This window comes from Achromobacter sp. 1011811831, from assembly GCF_059760905.1.
Genome location: NZ_JCBANG010000001.1, coordinates 20,154 through 39,627 on the forward strand (window position 1 = coordinate 20,154; position 19,474 = coordinate 39,627).

Annotated in this window: 2 protein-coding genes (1 of these 2 running past the window's edge); both read left to right on the forward strand. The window is 69.0% G+C overall.

What is annotated here, in order from left to right; translation table 11 throughout:
• Positions 1-17,654, forward strand: the 3' portion of a protein-coding gene (locus tag AC6LJ9_RS00030; RefSeq protein WP_498146017.1) for a DUF4347 domain-containing protein. The gene continues 14,083 nt to the left of window position 1, outside the view; the window shows 17,654 of its 31,737 coding nt (coding positions 14,084-31,737); the start codon falls outside the window, past its left edge; it ends in the stop codon at positions 17,652-17,654.
• On the forward strand, positions 17,647-19,470 hold the full coding sequence (locus tag AC6LJ9_RS00035; RefSeq protein ID WP_498146018.1) for an efflux RND transporter periplasmic adaptor subunit: 1,824 nt from the start codon (positions 17,647-17,649) through the stop codon (positions 19,468-19,470). Before AC6LJ9_RS00030 ends, AC6LJ9_RS00035 begins: the two co-directional genes overlap by 8 nt.
• Positions 19,471-19,474: the final 4 nt, after the last annotated feature.

Sequence of the window (19,474 nt, forward strand, 5' to 3'; positions counted from 1 at the left end):
CGCTGGTCAACGGCTCGCGCATCGACGGCAATGCCGGCAATGCCTTGAATATCGATGCCGACATGAGCGGCACCATCAAGGCGACCGTGGTGGTCGCCAGCGTGGGCTTCACGGCGGCCGGCGCCTCGCTGGCCATCGGCTCGGCGCTGGCCGAGAACAGCATCACGGAAACGGCCGGCGCGCGCGCCGGACTGACCGGCAGCAAGCTGTCCAACCTGGGCGCGGTGTCGGTCACGGCCGACAGCGTGCAGCGGCTGGAAGCCAAGGTCGGGGCCGGCGCGGTGGCGGTGGCCATGGGCGGCGTGGCGCTGGCCGGCGCCGGCGCGGCGGCCTTCAACACGAGCAAGGCGGTCACCCGTGCCTATGTGGACGGCCTGACCCAGGTCGACGCCGCCGTGCGCGCGGCCGAGAGTCTGACGGTCAAGGCGACCAATACCTCGACGCTGGAGGCGACGGCGGTCGGCGCCAGCGCGGCGGGAACGGGTTCCGGCCTGGCCCTGTCGGTGGGCGCGGCCGTGGCCGGCAACAAGACACTGGGAGCCGTCGAGGCCTATGTCGACAACAGCCTGCTGTCGGTGACCGGCACGGGCGCGCAGATGGCGCGCCTGAGCGTGGCGGCGCAGGACGGCAGCATCCTGAAGGCCAAGGCCGTCGGCGCCTCGCTGGCCTTCTCCATGCAGGGCGGTTCGGTGTCGGTGGGCGCCACCGATGTCAAGAACGTGGCGGCGGCCAGCGTGCAGGCGCGCGTCAGCGGCGCCACGGTCACGGTGTCCGACGGCGTATCGGTCACGGCCAAGGAAACGGCCACGGTGGACAGTGTCTCCGTGGCGGCCTCGGCGGCGGTCGCGCTGACGGGCGTGGCGGTTGCCGGCGCGGGCGCCGGCAGCTCCCAGGTGGTGGCGAACGAGACGGGCAGCCGCCTCACGGGTTCGACCGTGACAGCCGGCACAGGCGTGTCGGTCACGGCCGAGAATACGTCGACCATTACCGCCGTGACCGGCGCGGTGGCGGCCAGCGTTACCGGCGCCGGCCTGGACGCCAGCATGGGCGTGTCCATCGCCAGCAATACCTTCGGCACCTATTCGGGTGACGGCGTGACGCGCACCAACGGCGCGCAGGCCTATATCGCCAACAGCACCGTCACCGTGGTCAAGGGCAATCTCGATGTGCTGGCGACGTCCAGCGAGACCCTGAACAGCGTCAACTTCGCCGGCGCGCTGGCCGTGGTCGGCGCGGGCGTGGCGGTGGCCGGCTCGGGCGTGCAGGTCAGCAACCGCTATGCCAGCAACACCTCGGCCTACATAGACGGCTCGACGATCACCGTCGGCATCGACGGCGAGCGCGGCTCGCTGACGGTGCGGGCCAAGGACGACAGCATCATCGAACGCTCGGCGGCCTATGGCGTGGCGGCGTCGCTGGGCCTGGCGCCCGGCGCCAGCGTGTCGCTGGTGGTGTCGCTGGTCGACACCACGGCGGAAAACACCGTGTCGGCCTATATCGGCACGGCCGGCGGCAAGGAGGTCGGCGCCTACGACAATCTGTCCGTGCTGGCGCTGGAGAAGACGCAGTTCAAGAACCTGGAGGCGGTGACGGCCTCGGTCGCGGCCAGCGCCGGCGTGGCTGGCGCGGGCGCCGGCGTGCGCGTGACCAACAACACGCGCAACAACGTCAGCGCCCGCATCACCGGCAATGGCAAGGTTGGCGCCCTGGGCGCGCTGGCCGTGAAGGCCGACACCAATGTGCTGGCGGAAATCGACCTGACCCAGGTCAGCGTGGCCGTGGGCGTGATCGGCGCGGCGGTGGGCGTGGGCGTCGCGGAGAACATCTCCCGCGACACCACCACGGCCTCGGTGTCCGAGGCGCAGGTGTCGGCGCCGAGCGTCAGCGTGGACGCGCTGGTGGCGGTTGATTTCAGCCGCACCCAGACCGCCGGCGTGGCCGCCACGACGGGCCTGGCGGTGAACGTTAACAAGGCGAAGGTGGATATCGGCGCGACCACGCTGGCCGAGGCGCGCAACGGCGCCGTGCTGAACGGCGTGGGCGTGACCACGGCGTCCGGTCGCACGCCCGGCCTGGTCAGCGTCAACGCGCAAGGCACGTACTATGGCAAGGCCTATTCCAAGGCGATCACCGGCGGCGTGATCGGCGTCGGCGTGATGAGCGCCGAAACCGTGCTGCAGGGCTCGCTCAAGGCCGTGGTCGACAACGCCAGCCTGCGCGGCGACGTGATCGGCGTCACGGCCAAGGCGACGACCGACCGCAACGGCGAGGCCGGCCTGCTGGCCGAGGCGCGCTCGCTGGAAGTGGGCGGCCTCACCATCTCGGTGGACAGCGCCAAGTTGACGACCAGCCTGGATGCGCGCGTGGAAATCTCCAACCGCGCGCAGGTCGACGGCACGTTGCTGAATATCTCGGCCAGCCAGGCGCAGTCGGTCAGCGTCAGCATGGACGCCGGCACCATCGCCCTGGTGGCGGGCCGGCAGGGCAAGATCGAGGCCGACATCGGCGGCTCGTCCTATGTCGGCATCAGCGGCGGGGCGCGGGTCATCGGCAACAAGGTCGACATCCGCGCCAGCAACACCGTGCGCGGCGAATCCGCGCTCAACGCCTATTCGGTCAAGCTGGTGGGCGCCGACGTCAGCAAGCACGACGTCAAGATCCGCCCGCAGTCCGTCATCGACGTGAGCGGCGCGCGCGCGGCCGGCGGCACGATCGACACGGCCGGCGCGACGGTGGTGCAGGCCAGGGGGAACTACGGCACCCCGGGCATGCTGGACATGGTGGCGACCAACGACATCATCTACACCCAGCGCAACAAGATCACAGGCGTGGCGGGATTCACCGTCACGCTGTCGACCAACCACCTGAGCACCGACGGCGCGCTGGCCCAGGTCAAGATCAACGGCGCCTTCGTGCGCAACACCTTCGGCGACGTGACGCTGGCGGCCAACACGCGCGGCGTGACCACGACGATCAGCGACATGCTGATCATCTCGGTGGCCAGCGCGAGCAAGACCGACAGCAACAACGATCTGACCGTGCGCAACAGCATCCAGATCGACAATTCGTCGATCGAGGGCGACAACATCCTGGCGCTGGCCGGCAACAGCAAGGTCTCGGATCCGCTGTCCACGGGCTATCTGCTGGCCAACGACAACGTCTCGTTCACGATGGTGGGCGTGGCGCAGATCCCGCTGGTCAACAGCGGCGCCAAGGCGCGCCAGATCAACACCATCCTGATCGACGGCGTGGCGGCCAACGGCTCGCTGATCAAGGCGCAGCGCAACGTGCGCCTGGAAACCAACCCGTCGATGCTGGACCAGGCCAAGGTGAACGGCTCGGTGCAGGTGATCGGCCTGAACCTGAACCCGACGGTCAAGCTGGCCGCCGGCGTGGTCGACAAGGCATCGAGCAAGGTCGCGACCTCGTCGGCCACGCGCATCATCGCCGGCGTGAACAACGCGGCGAACGTGTTCGTGATTCCGGCCGAGCTGCTCAAGGCCCTGGCCCAGGCGGGCGTGCTGGTCCTGCCCACGCAGGCCAACCCGACGGTCTCGTTCGACCCGAACTCGCCCGCCGTCAAGGCCATCCTGGAAAAGCTGCTGGGCGCCAACTCGACCAGCCTGAACGGCGCCGGCGGCACGGTCAACATCGACGTGCGCTATGAACTGACGGCGTTCCGCGCGCAGGACATCGAGGTCAACGTCACGACCGGGATGGTCATCAAGAAGGGCAACGACTATTACTACTACGACAGCCTGGACAGCCGCAACCTGAACCTGGCCACGGAAAACTACGGCAACAGCTACTGGAAGAAGAACCCGCCCTCGCTGACGCAGGACGACAAGGACGGCGCGCTGGACTGGGACTTCGGCAGCTTCGCGGCCGACAAGGTGGGCAGCATCTACTACGTGCTGAAGACGGTGGACCTGGGCCAGCCGGTGCTGCGCTACGCCAGCCAGCAGAACATCATCAGCCAGCAGATCCGCACGCTGACCAAGATGCAGTCCGAGCACGCCTCCGACCCGCAGGCGGTGGCGCGCTACCAGGCCAACATCGCGGCGCTGCAGCAGCAGCTCAAGAGCCTGCAGCTGACGGACAGCAAGGGCCGCTACCTGGATTCGTTCTACACCTTCTACGTCGATATTCCCAACCTTTACGCGTCCGGCGGCTCGGTCTACGTGAGCGCGGCCGATACCAGAGGGGTGAAGACGGGCGGCATCGACGCGCGCGCCAACACGCAGATCAACATCGTCAACGATTCGCCGATGCTGATGAACGTGAACGATGCCGTCGTGATGGATGGCACCATCATCCGCCCGGGCTCCGATGGCGAGATGAAGATCTTCAAGTCCGGCCATCTGTACATCAATGACGCGTCGGTCAAGGGCGCGACCGGTTCCGACGTGGCGGAAGTGCGCGTATTGCAGCTGAAGAACGGCTGGGCCGACGACCCGTTCGGCGGCGCGCTGGACGCGGAGATGATGGCGCTGGTGGGCAGCGCGCCGGTGGACCTGAACCTGCTGGGCGCGGTGGTCAACCCGCTGGGCAAGGTCTCGGTGGTCAACACGCTGGGCAGCATCAACGTCACCGGCACGATCTCGGCGCTGAGCCTGGACATCCAGGCGAAGGGCAACTTCAGCCTGCAGAGCGACGGCTGGTTCAATACCGGCGCCGATCCCACGGTGCTGGAGAACAGCTGGAAGTTCATCGTCGACTACTTCAAGAACAACGCCGCCAACACCGGCGCCAGCGAAACGGCCTCGGACGTGCTGCTGAAGTGGGGATACCGCAACCTCGGTTCCTTCTCCTCCTACCTCACGAGAGACAAGGCGGCCAGCGATTCGCGCATCTTCGCGCTGGGCGCGGTGAACATCTCGGCCCTGACGCTGAATATCGACGGCAAGATCCAGAGCGGGGTCACGGACGCCTATATCCGCATCGATTCGTCCTTCCGGGGCGACAAGAACAAGTCGTTGCAGGACAACAATGGCTACGCGAGCAGCGGCGTGTCGTACAGCGCCGACGGATCCATGAACCGCTTTGGCGCGATCACGGGCCGCTTCGACTACGCCACGCAGACCATCATCCTGGATCCGATCCGGCTGGCCGGAGGCAGCATCACGCTGACGGGCCAGATCATCTCGGTGGGCAACGGCAATCTGATCGTCGCCAACGGCTACGCCTCGGTGCGCATCGACAACCAGACCACCTACGCGCTGGTGACCGGCGACATCGACGTCAGCACCTACCGCAAGGGCCGCATCGAGATCATCGACACCGCGCGCGGCCAGCGCGACCTGTACGAGCTCAACGGCGCGGACCAGGTGGTGCACACGGTCTGGAACAAGTTCGTCCAGGTGACGAACGCCGGCTTGGGGCAGCCGGGCTGGGTTTGGGTCTACGACAGCGGCAGCGGCCCGGGCAACACGGCCGGCTCCAGTGCCGTGGTGGGGAACCTGGGCGGCCAGCTGACCACCACCTACAAACCGGCCCAAGGCCAGGTGATGGTCTGGGTCATGGGCTGGGAATCCAGCGAAACGACCACGACCACCTACGTCACCAAGCAGCTCAACCTGATCGGCGACGGCGTCGATCCGCTGGGCTGGCTGACCAACAAGAACACCACCAAGAAGGGCCCCTACGTCACCTATGCGCAGTCGCGCCCGGTGCTGGTGTCGACCGTGGTGGCCTACACCAGTGAATCCTCCGTGCCTGGCGTGCTCAAGGACCAGCTCGGCGGCAAACTCAAGGACGTGGTCCTGCCCAACTACGTGGAAGGCAGCGGCAAGCAGGAACTGAGGGCGGACCCGAACGGCCCGATCTACATTCCGGGCCTGGGCCGCTTCAGCGTGGTGACGGTGGGCGGCCAGCAGCTGGAGAGTTCCGACTTCGTCGTCACCTACCGCAAGTACAACACCAGCGTCATCGTGCGCAACGACGGGCCGCATTCCAGCGGCGGCGGCTGGCTGCGCACCAAGACCACCACGCTGACGCAGGTGGTCGAGAAGAAGCAGCAGGAGCTCTATACCTTCTACGTGCCGGCCTCGCAGGACATCAACCTGACGTTCCTGGGCTCCAGCGCGCAGCCGAACGCGGTCTATATCCGCAGCAACGGCGACGTGACGCTGGGCGGCAACGTGATCGTCGGCAATGGCAAGACCGTGCGAATCGAGGCGGTGTCGTCGTCGAAGTCGACGTCCATCACGACTCGCGGAGAGGTCGGCATCCTGGCGCGCGATCCCAATGGCCAGATCCAGCCCGGCACGGCCTCGGTGAATGTCGAGGCCTACGCGCTGGGCGGTTCCATCCAGTTGAACGTCATGGGTTCGGCGGGCTATACCCGGGCCGAGGCGCGCAACGATATCAGGCTGACCTATTTCTCCGAGGGCGGAACCAGCTCCCGCGCCATGTTGCAGAAGGTGGCTTCGTCGGCCGGGACCGTCTACATCGAGGCGCTCAACGGCATCTACGCGCACGCCTCGGCTGGCAACGACGCCGTGGTGCTGGGCAACCGCGTCGAGCTGAACGCCGGCTACGGCGCCATCGGCACGGCCGCCAAGGCGCTGTCCATCCATGCGCGCCAGGGCTTCGCGGCCCAGGCCGGGCTGGCCGGCGGCGTGGCCGGCGCCGACAAGAGCATTTACATCGCGCAGAACGTGGCCAACGCCGACCTGGTGCTGGTCAAGCCGGTGAACTGGGTCAATCCGCAGGCCTCGGTGTATTCGCAGCTGGGCAGCGTGAGCATCACGCTCAACGGCGGCTCGCTGCTGGACGGCGAGAAGGCCGATACCCGCAGCGCGACCGAGAAGGCCTATCCCACGGTCACGGCCAGGATCCTGGCGGACCTGAACGCGCAGATCGCGCAGTACGAAGGCTATTGGTCGGGCGTGCGGGCATTGCAGGTGGCCAGCATCACGCTGGGCGGCGCCGGGACCTTCCTGAGCACCCAGCTCGAAGGCGATGGACGCTACCTGGCCGTGGCCTTCGAGCGCGCCGGCGACTACGAGGCCCTTTTGAAGGCGGCGGTGGACGGCGGGCGCCTGGTGCGCCTGGCGTACAACAACAGCCTGAACGGCAACGCGCGCCAGGAAATCCTGGGCAAGCTGATCGCGGTGTCGAACGACGGCCTGAACTACCGCTTCCAGTTCTCGGTCTACGATTCGGCGACCGGCCTGTTTGCCGCGCCGGTGTCGATGGCCTCGCTCGGCTATACCGCCGGCAGCCAGGGCGTGTTGTTCGGCCCGGCCTATGGCCTGGCCGGCGCCACCGACACGTCCAACGCCAACCTGCCGATCCGCTTCACCCTGCCGGCGACGCTGCCGGCGTCGACCTTGGGGTCCGGCGTCCTGCAGATGACGTTCACGCAGGCGCAGCTGAACCAGCTGGCCGCCAGCGGCAATGGCGCGGACGTGCTGGCCGCGCTGCGCAAGTACACCTATGTGGAGATCGGCGGCCAGAAGCTGCTGATCGACCAGATCCTGCCGGTCATGAAGAACGGTGGGTACTGGGGATCGCAGGACTTCGACACGGTGCTGATCACGCTGAAGACGCCCTATGTGGGCATCTCCGCGTCGACCAACGGCCATGTGTCGCTCAACGTGGTGCTGGGCGGCGGCAGCGGCGAGTATGGCGGCGAGAACTACGCCGACAACGTCAAGGCCGCGCGGCCCGGGGTGCCGGCCAACGGGACGCAGGTCGCGAACCCGCCGGCTGGCGACACCGACATCACGAACGCGGTCATCGCGGCGATCAACGCCTACAACACCGCCCATCCCTCGGCCAAGATCGCGACCGGCCCGGGCTCGCTGTACGACCTGCTGACCAACACCTCGCTGGGCAAGGCTGGCTCGGTGATCCAGCGCAGCGTCACCAGCAATACCATCGCGCTGGCCGGGGCCGCCCTGGGCTGGCAGATTCCGGCCAACGTCTCGTCGGTGCAGGAATACGTCGCCTGGCTCAACGACCCGGCCAACGGCCTGGTGGGCAGCGAGATCAAGCTGACCATCGACGGCGTCGAGGTCACGCGCCGGATCCAGTCCTTCGACCTGAAGCGCGCGGACGGCTCGACGTCCATGGGGATCTACCACCCGGACAACTATCTGTCGCTGGTGCTGGACGATACCGTCACGCTGAAGAACTACTACGTGCGCAACGGCAGCGATGCCGTCATCGCCCGGCAGTTGCCGTCCGAACTGAGCTTCGGCCTGACGGGCCTGGGCAAGGGCGACAACAAGGGCGAGATCGCCTATGCGATCCGGCGCGGCCTGGGCGCGACCGCGCTCATGCAGGGCTCGCTCGCGGTGGACAGCCGCTCGGCCTGGGGCTGGTGGGGCAATCAGAACCTGACCTTCTACCAGTACACCGAGACGACGACGGGCGGCGCGGCCAGGTATGGCAACTATGTGAGCCTGGGCAACGGCTTCAGCTGGGACCTGAGCGCGTCCAACCTGAGCGACGCCGCGCGCATCCAGATGCTCAACGCGATCAAGTCCCTGCTTGCCAGCGGCCAGAACATTTCGCTGACCGGCCTGGACCTGTTCATGACCAACGATGGCACCACGCGCACGGGCCATCAGCTGGGCGTCTATGACAACGGCAAGCTCAAGATCGTGTCCGTGGTGGACGAGTTCGGCAATCCGCTGACGGCCCAGAGCCCGGACAGCGCCTGGCTCAAGGGCCGGATCGTGTTCGCCGGCGATGTCTACGCCGAGGAATCGCAGCTCAAGGCGCTGTATGCCTACCGCAATCTGGACACCAATGATCCGAACTGGAGCCAGAAGCCGATCGATCTGGGCGGCATGGTCATCAACGCGGGCATCCGGCTGGTCGACTCCGGCTTCGCGCAGCAGTCGCTGGCCGCCAAGGGCGCGGCCTCGCTGACGCTGGCCGGCAACGACGCGCTGACGCGCGGCCAGCGCGTGGAGCTGAGCTTCGCAGGATCCAGCCAGACGCTGGTCTACTACATCAAGAGCGTGAACGGCCGCGTCGTGACGCTGGCCGACACGGCGGACAACGCCTTCCTGCCCAACGGCGAGGCGCTGACGCTGGAGCAGATCCTGAAGGCCGTGGGCGCCACGCCCGGCGCCATCTCGGTCAGGCTGCTGGACGCCTCGGCCAGCGGCGCGTCCGTCGCCACGGACGATGTCATCACCCTGACCAAGACCGACATCGTGCCGGTGCTCGATGCCGCCGGCAACGTGACCGGCTACCGCAATCTGCAGAACTACGACCGGGTCTACCTGAACGACGCGCTGGCCAAGGACGGCAAGACCATCAGCCTGCAGAACAACGTGGCCTACTACGTGCTGGTCGAGGGCGGCAACCGCGTGCGCCTGTTCGCGTCCAAGGAACAGGCCATGCTGTACCAGCAGTTCGAGCAGCTCAAGCAGACGCCGGACGGGCAGGCCCTGATTAAATCGCTGTTCACCGACGCCGGCATCATGCCGCAGTTGCTGACGGGATTCGCCGCGGCCAATCTGCGCGGCACGTTCACGGTCAGCACGCACCTGTTCCAGGCCCAGGCCGTGGCGGATCCGGCGGGCCTGAGCGCGCAGATGCAGGCGCTGCACGAGCAGTTCAGGAACCAGGCCTACGACCCCAATCACCTGCCGTCCAGCCTGAACCTGACGGGCGTCCAGGACCTGGTGAAGTCGGTGCGCAACCAGGTGGTCTATGACTACGCCGTGAACAAGGAACTGGCGCAGACGGCCGAGTATCACAATTACTGGCGCGAGCGCCTGAGCTCGGCCGTGGGCGCGTCGTCGGCGCTGACGGGGCTGGCCGACGGCAGCTTCAAGCTTGCCAACATGTTCATCGTGGACGACGGCAAGGGCGGCCTGCGCGCGCTGGCGACCGGCGACGAGATCTACTTCCGCGACGCGGTCGGCGGAATGCGGGCCGACACGGCCTACTACGCCATCGTCGGCGCCGACGGCAGCATCCGCCTGGCGGCCACGCTGGCCGACGCCATGCTCTACCAGACCGGCGCGGGCCAGAACGATGCGCTGCTGGCCCTGTATCCCGGCATGGGCAAGGCCGTCACGGTGGACTTCAAGGCCGCCGACCTGGCGAGCGCGCAGGCCTATGTGCGCAACTATGTGCAGAAGACCGACGCGCCGGCGCAGACGGCCGACGAGATCGCGTTGTACGGCAGCAGCTACCAGACGGGGTATTTCTTCTATTTCTCGGCGGCGACGCTGCGCAATATCGAGAACAACCTGCTGTATCCGGTGTCGGCCACCATCAACGAAAAGGTCTTCGACATCGACAGCCAGTCCGAAGGCGTGCCGCCGGCGGATCGCTTCCTGAACGTGAAGGCGGGGCAGGGCATCACGCTGCGCACCTCGGGCCAGGGCTCGATCGGCGCGCGGCTGGGCGAATATACGCTGAAACTGCCCGACCTGAGCACGATCAGCGGCGACCAGCGCGCCAACATCTTCGACGCGCTGCCGGAAGCCGACAAGGCCATCCTGTCGCGCGCCAATGCCGCCAACCTGGCGGGCGTCTATCACACGCTGTACCGCTACATCGGGCCCGCCGGCACGGTGCCGCTGGACCGCGCCCAGGTGGACTTCACCGACGCCAGCCTGTGGCGGGCGGTCAATCCGATGTTCTCGAACGATGCCGCGCTGCAGCTCGGCGCCAGGCTGGCGGCGGGCTCCGAACTGCAATTCCTGTTCGCCGACCGTTTTGGCCTGTTCGAGAACAGCCGCGAGGTGTTCGTCTACAACAGCCGGATGCTGGAGGGCGCGACCGGCGGACAGCTGGCGCAGCTGCAGGCGAACATCGCCGCGGCCCGCACCGCCGGCCTGCAGGTGGTGGACATCGGCAGCGGCTTCCTGGACCCGGTCTGGAAGGCCGTCGAAGTGCCATTCGTGGCGCAGGACGGCGCCAGCGCGCAGCAGCTGAAGACGGGCGCGCTGGTGGGCGATATGCGCGATCCGCGCTATCTCACCATCAACCTGACCCGCTCGCTGGCGGTACAGGCGGTCGACGGCGTGGTGTCGGCCTACAGCGACACCACGGTGGGCCTGGACTCGCCCCGGGGCAGCATCCGCCTGGGCGACATCCATGCCGCCAAGGGCATCACCATCACGGTCAGCGCCCAGGGCGGTTCCATCATCGGCACCGACGCGGGCACGCTGGAAAGCCAGGGCCAGGTCAGCCTGGTCGCCAACCGCGACATCGTGGGCGGCACGCGCGACGCCAACGGCATCTACCAGTACGACGGCGCCAAGGCGCTGCAACTCAACCTGGGCGCGGGCCATGCGCTCTATGTCGAGGCGGGCGGCGTGGCGCGGGTGGCGCAGCAGGGCGGCGTCGACCTGAACCTGGTGCTGGCCAATACCAAGGGAACGGCCCAGGCCGGCTCCAGCTACCAGGCCGACGCCAACCTGCGCGTGGGCCAGGTGATCGCCAGCGGCAACGTCACGCTGCAAGCGGGGCAGTCGATCCTGAACGCCACGGCGGCGGGCCAGCGCCAGTACGCCAACGTCACGCTCAGCGAGCTGAGCGCGCAGGCGCTGGCGGCGCTGGGCTATGCGCGGGAGGTGGTCCTGATCGCGGGGCAGTCCGTCGGCCAGCTGGGCGCGGACCTGTCGGCGGAAGGTTCGCCCGTGCTGGTCAATCTGTCGGCCGGCGACAGCCAGGCCGTGCTGAAGGCGCAGGCCGGAACCAGCCTGAACGTCTATGGCCTGCATGGCCTGCGCCTGGGCGGCGTGACGGTGGCGGACGGCAATGGACTGCGCGGCGACGCGCGGATCTACGCGCTGGAAGACATCCTGAACGGCACGGCGCCGGGCCAGACCGCGCTGACCGCGCGCAATGCCTGGCTGGGCACCCTGTCCGGCGGCATCGGCGTGGCGGCGCAGACGCTGCTGACCGATCTGTCGGGCTATCTGATCGCGCTGGCCCAAGGGTCGGTGGCGATCAGCCAGCTGGGCGCGCATGACCTGGCGCTGGCGCATGTGGAATCGCGCAACCGCGACGAGATCCGCCTGAGCAGCCTGGCCAGTATCGTCAACGACAAGACGGCGCATCCGGGCCTGTCCGCCGGCCGCGCCGATCCGGTCGTCATTGGCGGCAGCCTGTACTTCACGGCGGCCGGCTCGGTCGGCGGCTACGGCCAGTCCGACGCGGCGGGCGCGGCGGTCAACGACGCGCTGATCGTGGCGGCCATCGGGCCGCAGGCCACGCTCAATGCCACGGCCGGCGGCGACGTCGCGCTGGTGCAGGTGGCCCAGGCTGACGATGCGCTGGGCGCCACGCAGACGCTGGCGCTCAACGTGGGCCGGATCGAGGCGCGCAACGTCTGGCTGGCGGCGCGCTCCAGCGCGGCCGGCGTGGGCGGGGACATTCATGTGGCGGCCGGTTCGGCGCTCAGCGCCGTGGGCGTGGCCAGCTTGCTGGCCGGCAACAACCTGTATGTCGCCGCTTCGTCCAATGGTCAGCCCGGCGGTCTGATCTCGGCCGGACAGCGCATGAACCTGCGCGTGGACCGCGATGATCGCGGCGCCTACGGCAAGGCCTCGGCCATCACGATAGACGGTCGCCTGCTGGCGCCGGAAATCGTCATCCACGGCAGCGAGACCGGCGCCAACACCGTCCGCTTCGGCGCGACCGCCGACGCTGGCGGCGCGCTGGACGGCAACGGCTTGCTGACCCAGGGCAACACGATGCAGATCCTGGGCGGGTCCGGCCAGGACGATATCGAGATCCGCGCGCGCCTGATCGCGCAGCAGCTGCTGACGGTGTCCACGCAGGACGGTGATGACCGCGTGGCGCTGCAGTCTACCGAAACCTCGGGCGGCGTGCGCATCGAGACGGGCGCGGGCGACGACACGGTATCCGTGATCGGCACGCGCGTCGGCGGCGGACTGTCCATCTTGACCGGCGACGGCGGCAACGTCGTCACGCTGGACACGGCGACGGTGAGCGGCGATACGTCCATCACGAGCGGCAAGGACGCGGACCAGATCACGCTGGTCAACAGCGGCCTGGCCGGCGGCCTGACGATCGACGCCGGCGACGGCGGCAACATCATCAAGCTGGACACCACGACGGTGGGCGGCGATACGTCCGTCACGACCGGCAAGGACGCGGACCAGATCACGCTGGTCAACAGCGGCCTGGCCGGCGGCCTGACGATCGACGCCGGCGACGGCGGCAATATCGTCAAGCTGGACACCACGACGGTGGGCGGCGATACGTCCATCACGACCGGCAAGGACGCGGACCAGATCACGCTGCTCAACAGCGGCCTGACCGGCGGCCTGACGATCAACGCCGGAGACGGCGCCAATGTCGTCGCGCTGGACACGGTCACGATGGGCGGCGATACGTCCATCACCACCGGCAGGGACGCCGACCAGATCACGCTGACCCGGACAGTCGGCCAGGGCATGCTGCGGATCGACGCAGGCGACGGCGACAACCGCGTGCTGCTGTCCGAGACCGTCCAGCACGGCGCGACGACGATCCTGACCGGCAAGGGCCAGGATCTCATCAGCCTGTCGATGGCGGACTTCCTGGGCCGTTTGCACGTCGAATCCGGCGCCGGCAATGACAAGATCTGGATGTCCCGGATCCTGCTGGGGGCTGGGGCGACGGTGCTGGGCGGCGATGGCGACGACTACATCTATCTGTCGGCGCGGGCGCTGGCGGGCGGCGTGTCGATTTCCGGGGGAGCGGGCAACGACCTCATCGTGCTGGACCAGCTGCCGTCGCTGAGCAGCCAGCAGACCGTTCCCGGCCAGGTCGATCGCGTCGACGTCGACGGCGGCGCGGGCTCCAACCGCGTCATCGTCAATCTGGCCGAGGCGCTGACCTCCGTGCTGATCAATGTCCATCATTCCGACGGGCAGGGCCGCGAGAACCTGGCGGGAGTCAATCAGCTGACCATCAATGGCACCGCGCAGGACGAGACCTTCCTGTTGCGCGCCGGCTATCTGGCCAAGCTGACGCCGCAGGGCGCGGGCTACGCCGACGCGGTGCAGCGCGTGAACTACGACCGGACCAGCACGGGCGGGCTGCGCCTGAACGCGGTGGACGGCGGCAATCGCTTCTACATCGACGACACCGGCACGCAGGTCGTCATCGACGGCGGCCGCGGCAGTGATCCGGCCAAGCGCAACGAGTTCCAGATCGGCCAGCTGTATGGGCTGGACCGGCTGCCGCCCAGCGTGGCGGAGGGCGACCGGATCGATACCGTGCGCACCACGCAGGGCTATCTGTCGCGCGGCAACAGCCATGGCATGACGATCTACGGCGCCGAGAACAGCGTCAACGTGTTCCGCGTCTACAGCAATGCCGCGCCGCTGGCGCTGCATGGCGGCAAGCGCGACGACGCCTTCATGGTCTACGCCTTCAAGCAGGATCAGGCGCAGGCCGGCGGCGCGCGCGGCTATGTGGTCAACGGCGAACTGTCCATCGACGGCGGCGCGGGCGTGAACACCTACACCACGCTGGGCACGGAAGAGGACGATGCCTTCGCGCTGACGCAGGAAGGCCTGCGTGGCGCGGGGCTGAACACCCGCTACCAGAACATCCAACGGGTGAACCTGGACGCGCGCGAAGGCAACGACCACATCTATGTGCTGTCCACGCGCAGCAATGTGATCACCACCCTGATCGGCGGCAGCGGCAGCAACACCTTCGACCTGTCGGGCGATGTGGCGGGCAATACCATCGTCAGCGGCCGCGATGGCTCGCGCGGCGTGCTGGACGGCAAGCAGCCGGTCGTCGTCACCGCCCAGCCGGGCGCGCTGAACGGCGGCGGCGCGCCGCTGGCGCTGTCGGTGAACCTGGACACGGGCATCCTGCCGCGTCCGGCCAGCGGCCAGGCCTATGTGTCGCTGACCAGCGCCATGCTGGCGTCCGCGCTCTACGGCTCGCTGGCGCAAGGCACGGGCCTGTCCGTCGCCGATGGGCTGGCGGCCGTGCGCCAGGGCCTGCAGGGCCGTGGCCTGCTGCTGTCGACCGACGGCGGCCAGACCTGGCATGAGAGCGTGGTGCTGGCGTTCGACGCCAATGGCGCCGGCGGGCAGGGCTGGGATACGACCCGGCAGGTGCTGGTCAAGCTGGAGGATGGCACGGGCATCGGCCTGCCGCCGGCGAGCCTGGCCGGCCGCGACCTGCGGCTGTCGGCCACGCTGTTCACGACGCTGCCCGGCATGCACGATGTGGCCCTGCCGTCCATCGTCGTGCCGGTGGCCGATCCGGGCCACGCCGGACCGCCCAACGATCCGGGCAAGGTGCGCGCCCCGCGCGCCACCGACCAGCCGGCGATCGTCGTGGATCCGGTCACGGGCGTGAGCTACGCCAACTATCCGGACCAGCCGCATGATGTGTCCGGCATCCAGGGCAGCCTGCTGATCGAGGGCGGCGCGCTGGACAAGCCGGACTACGACGGCGCGCTGCGCGCCGGCGTGGGCCTGCCCGGGGAAACCGACGCGCCGCTTGGCGCGCGCAACACCGGCCAGGCGCCGACGGCGGCGGCCAACAACCGCATCCGCCTGTTCGACGACGGCACGCTTACCGGCCAGGTGGGCATGCAGGACATGGCCGGGCAACTGAGCGGCCTGGGCCGGCTGTACAACAACCCGCAGGCGGGCGACTTCGGCCGCATCACCGGGCTGGGCATGACGCCGGGCGTGGGCGCGGCGGCGGGCAGCATCTTCCAGGCCAGCGAAGCCGGCGTCCATGGCTATGACCGCGGCATCGTCTTCCACGGCGTGCAGTCGGTCAACGCCATGCTGGGCCAGGGCGACGATACCTACACCGTGCGCCATGCGCCGGTGGGCACCGTGACCCTGGTGCAGGGCGGCGGCGGCAACAACACGCTGGTGGTCCAGGGCGATACCGTGGGCGGCGCCAGCCGGCCGGTGCTGCTGTTCGGCTCCACCAGCCAGGACGATCGCTACTACACCGCCACGCCGGGCCACCGGGTGGCGGGCCAGGCGCTGGCCTTCGGCCGGGCGGGCAACAACGTGCTGGACGCGCGCGGGGCGACCCAGGGCGTGATCCTGTACGGCGGCGCTGGCGACGACCTGATCCACGGCGGCTCGGGCAACGACCTGATCGCCGGCGGCGGCGGCAACAACACGATCCACGCCGGCCACGGCAACAACATCGTGTTCGGCAACGCCGGCCTGAACATCGACCTGGGGGCGCCCATGGACATGCGCAGCTCGCCGGACCTGCGTTCGCTGTACGCGCTGACGCTGGTGCTGAGTCCGGACCAGGCCGCCGGACAGGCGGTGGGCGCGGCGGCGGACCGGCTGGCCGGGGGCGGCAACACCATCACCGCGGGCGACGGCAACAACATCGTGTTCGCCAACTTCGGCCGCATCGTGACGGTGACGCCGGTCAACTACCTGCGCGACCGGGGCGATTTCATCGATCCCGCCGCGCCGGGCGGCGAGGCCCGTTACCTGGCGGGCGCCGGCCTGCTCGCGCTGGAAACCATCAATGTGGCGGCGACGGGCAGCAATGCCATCTCGGTTGGCAGCGGGCGCAACGTGCTGTTCGGCGGCATGGGCGACGACAGCATCCGGGCGGCCGGCGGCTTCAACCTGATGGCCGGCAACGCGGCGCAGGCGCTGTATACGGCGGCGGGGCGCATCCTGTCCTTCGCCTCCACCTTCCCCTCGCAGGGGGGCAACAATTCGCTCTACAACAATGGCGAAGGCGTGATGATCGGCGGCGTCGGCAACGACGTGCTGGAAAGCGGCGCCGGATCCAACGTCATGTTCGGCGACAACGGCAGGGTGACGTTCGTCAACGATCGCTTCAGCGTCGCCGAGACGCTGGACATCGCCTACGGCGGCAACGACATCCTGCTGGCGGGCACCGGCGGCAATTTCATGCTGGGCGGCAGCGGTTCCGACATGTTCCGGGGCAGTTTCTCCAAGGACGTGATGGTGGGCGATTTCGCGGCCATCTACTTCGATCAGTCCGGCAGCCGCATCGTCAACCTGACGCGCTTCGGCCCGGGCGGCAACTCGCCCGACCTGATCACCCGCTCGCTGGAAGCGCTGTATTCCTGGCCCGGCACGCTGGGGCATGCGCCGCATCCGGTCTTCGAGCGCGCCTGGACGCAACGCAGCGTGGCCTTCCTGTCCGCCGGCCACGCCGCGCAGGATGGCGGCCGCGTCAGCGTGGCGCCGGAGCGTCCGGATATCGTCATCGAACGCCACGACGGCGGCATTTCGATCTATGCTGCCGGCGATGCCGCGCCTGGCGAAGTCAGCATGCGCGGCGGCGCCGGTGCGTCGGACGCAGGCCGGAGCATGGCGCCGTCCGGCGCGGCCGGGACGGAAGCACCGGGGGACGGCGCGCGTCAGGAGCAGGATGAGCAGCAGCAAGAGCCGCAGGCCAGCGGGCAGGAGCAGGATCCGCGTCCGCAGGCAGCCGCCGGCGAGGCGGCGCCCCGGCCGTCCGCCGAGCCGGAGCGGGAGCCTGACGAGCGCGCGGCCCTGGCGGCTGGCGTGGGCGTGCTGGGCCTGTCCGGCGCGCTGGGCGCGACCGGCTCGGTGGTGTTCAATTCCAAAACCAATACATGGGAGAACAAGGCCCGCCGCAAGACCGGAGTGCGCATGATCCGCCAGGACATGCCGCTGGAGGAGGCGCAGGCCCTGAGCGAGGATGAATGATCCGATCGTCGCCGCGCAGGTGAAGCGCGCGGACCTGGCCTGGTGGTCGGCGCTGTCTTCCAGCGCCGACCGGCAGGCGTTCCTGCAAGCCTGGGTGGCCCTGCAGGCCAGCCAGCTCGCGGACCTGCGCCATGGCGCGCTGATCCTGGGCGAGCCGGACACCGGGCCGTTCGAGGTGGCGGCCGCCACGCCCGCCGGCAGCCGTCCCGGGCCGGGTTTCTACAACCTGGTGGACGACTGCCTGCAGGGTCGCGAGACGGCCGTGGCCGCCGACGGCCGCGCGCTGACCGTGGCCTATCCCATCGTGCTGGGCGGCCGCCTGCATGGCGTGGCCGCCTTCGAGACCGCGCCGCAGCCGCCCGAGCCCGTGGTGCAGGCCCTGCGCTGGGGGGCCGGCGTGCTGGAGGCCTGGCTGCTGCAGGGCGAGCGCAACGACAGCGCGCTGACCATCGAGCGGCTGATGTATGTGGTCAACAGCGTCGCGCGCGCCTTGAAGGAGGGCCGCTTCAAGGACGTGGCGCTGACGCTGGTGACCGACCTGGCGACCCGCATGGAATGCGACCGCGTGAGCATCGGCTTTCGCCAGGACGGGCGCATCAAGGTGCAGGCGCTGTCGCACAGCAGCCGCCTGGTGCAGAACATGAACCTGGTGCAGGCGGTGGCCGAGGCCATGGACGAGGCCGTGGACCAGAACACCACGCTCTGCCTGCCCCTGGACGAGGGCCGCACCATCCAGCTGCGCGCCCACCACAAGCTGGCGCGCGAGTTCGGCAACCGCCATGTGCTGACCGTGCCCTTCGCGCCCGACGCCGAGGCGCGCGGCGCCCTGTTGTTCGAGCGGCCGGACGGGCGCGGCTTCGACCGCCAGGACATCGAGCTGTGCCAGAGCGTGGCGCTGCTGGCGGGCCGGGTGCTGTACCAGCGGCTGCGCCAGGAGCGGCCGCTGTGGCGCAAGGGTCGCGACGCGCTGCTGCGCGAAGCGGGCCGCTTGTTCGGCGCGCGCTACATCGGCCGCAAGCTGCTGGTGCTGGCCGCGGTGGCGTTGGTCCTGTTCGCCGCGCTGGCGCACGGCCCCTACCGCGTCGGCGCGTCCGCCACCGTGCAGGGCGTGGTGCAGCGCGTGGTCGCGGCGCCGTTCGAGGGCTATATCGCCGAGGCCGCCCGCCGCGCCGGCGACGAGGTCAGGCAGGGCGACGTGCTGGCCGTGCTGGATACCCGCGAGACCGAGCTGGAGCTGCTGCGCGCCGGCAACCTGGAGGTGCAGTACCGCCGCCAGGGCGAGGAGGCCATGGCGCGCGGCGACAGCGCCGCCGCCGCCATCGCCCAGGCGCAGGCGCGCCAGGCCATGGCCCAGATCCAGTTCTACCGGCAGCAGATCCAGCGTTCCAGCCTGCGCGCGCCGTTCGACGGCGTGCTGGTCAGCGGCGACCTGAGCCAGCAGCTGGGCGAGGCGGTCAAGCGCGGGCAGGAGCTGTTCAAGCTCTCGCCGCTGGACGGCTACCGCCTGTGGCTCGACGTGGAGGACCGCCAGATCGACGACGTGGCGGTGGGGCAGACCGGCAGGGTGGCGTTGGCCGCCATGCCCGACCGGCAGATCCCGTTCACGGTCACGCGCATCGTGCCGCTGGCCCAGGTCCAGGAAGGCAAGACCGTGTTCCGCCTGGAGGCCAGCCTGGCGCCGGGCGAGAGCGCCACGCTGCGTCCGGGCATGGAAGGGGTGGGGCGTATCGACATCGGCGAGCGCCGCTACGCCTGGATCTGGACCCACGGCTTCATGGACTGGCTGCGCCTGAAGTGGTGGGCCTGGTTCGGGTAGGAAG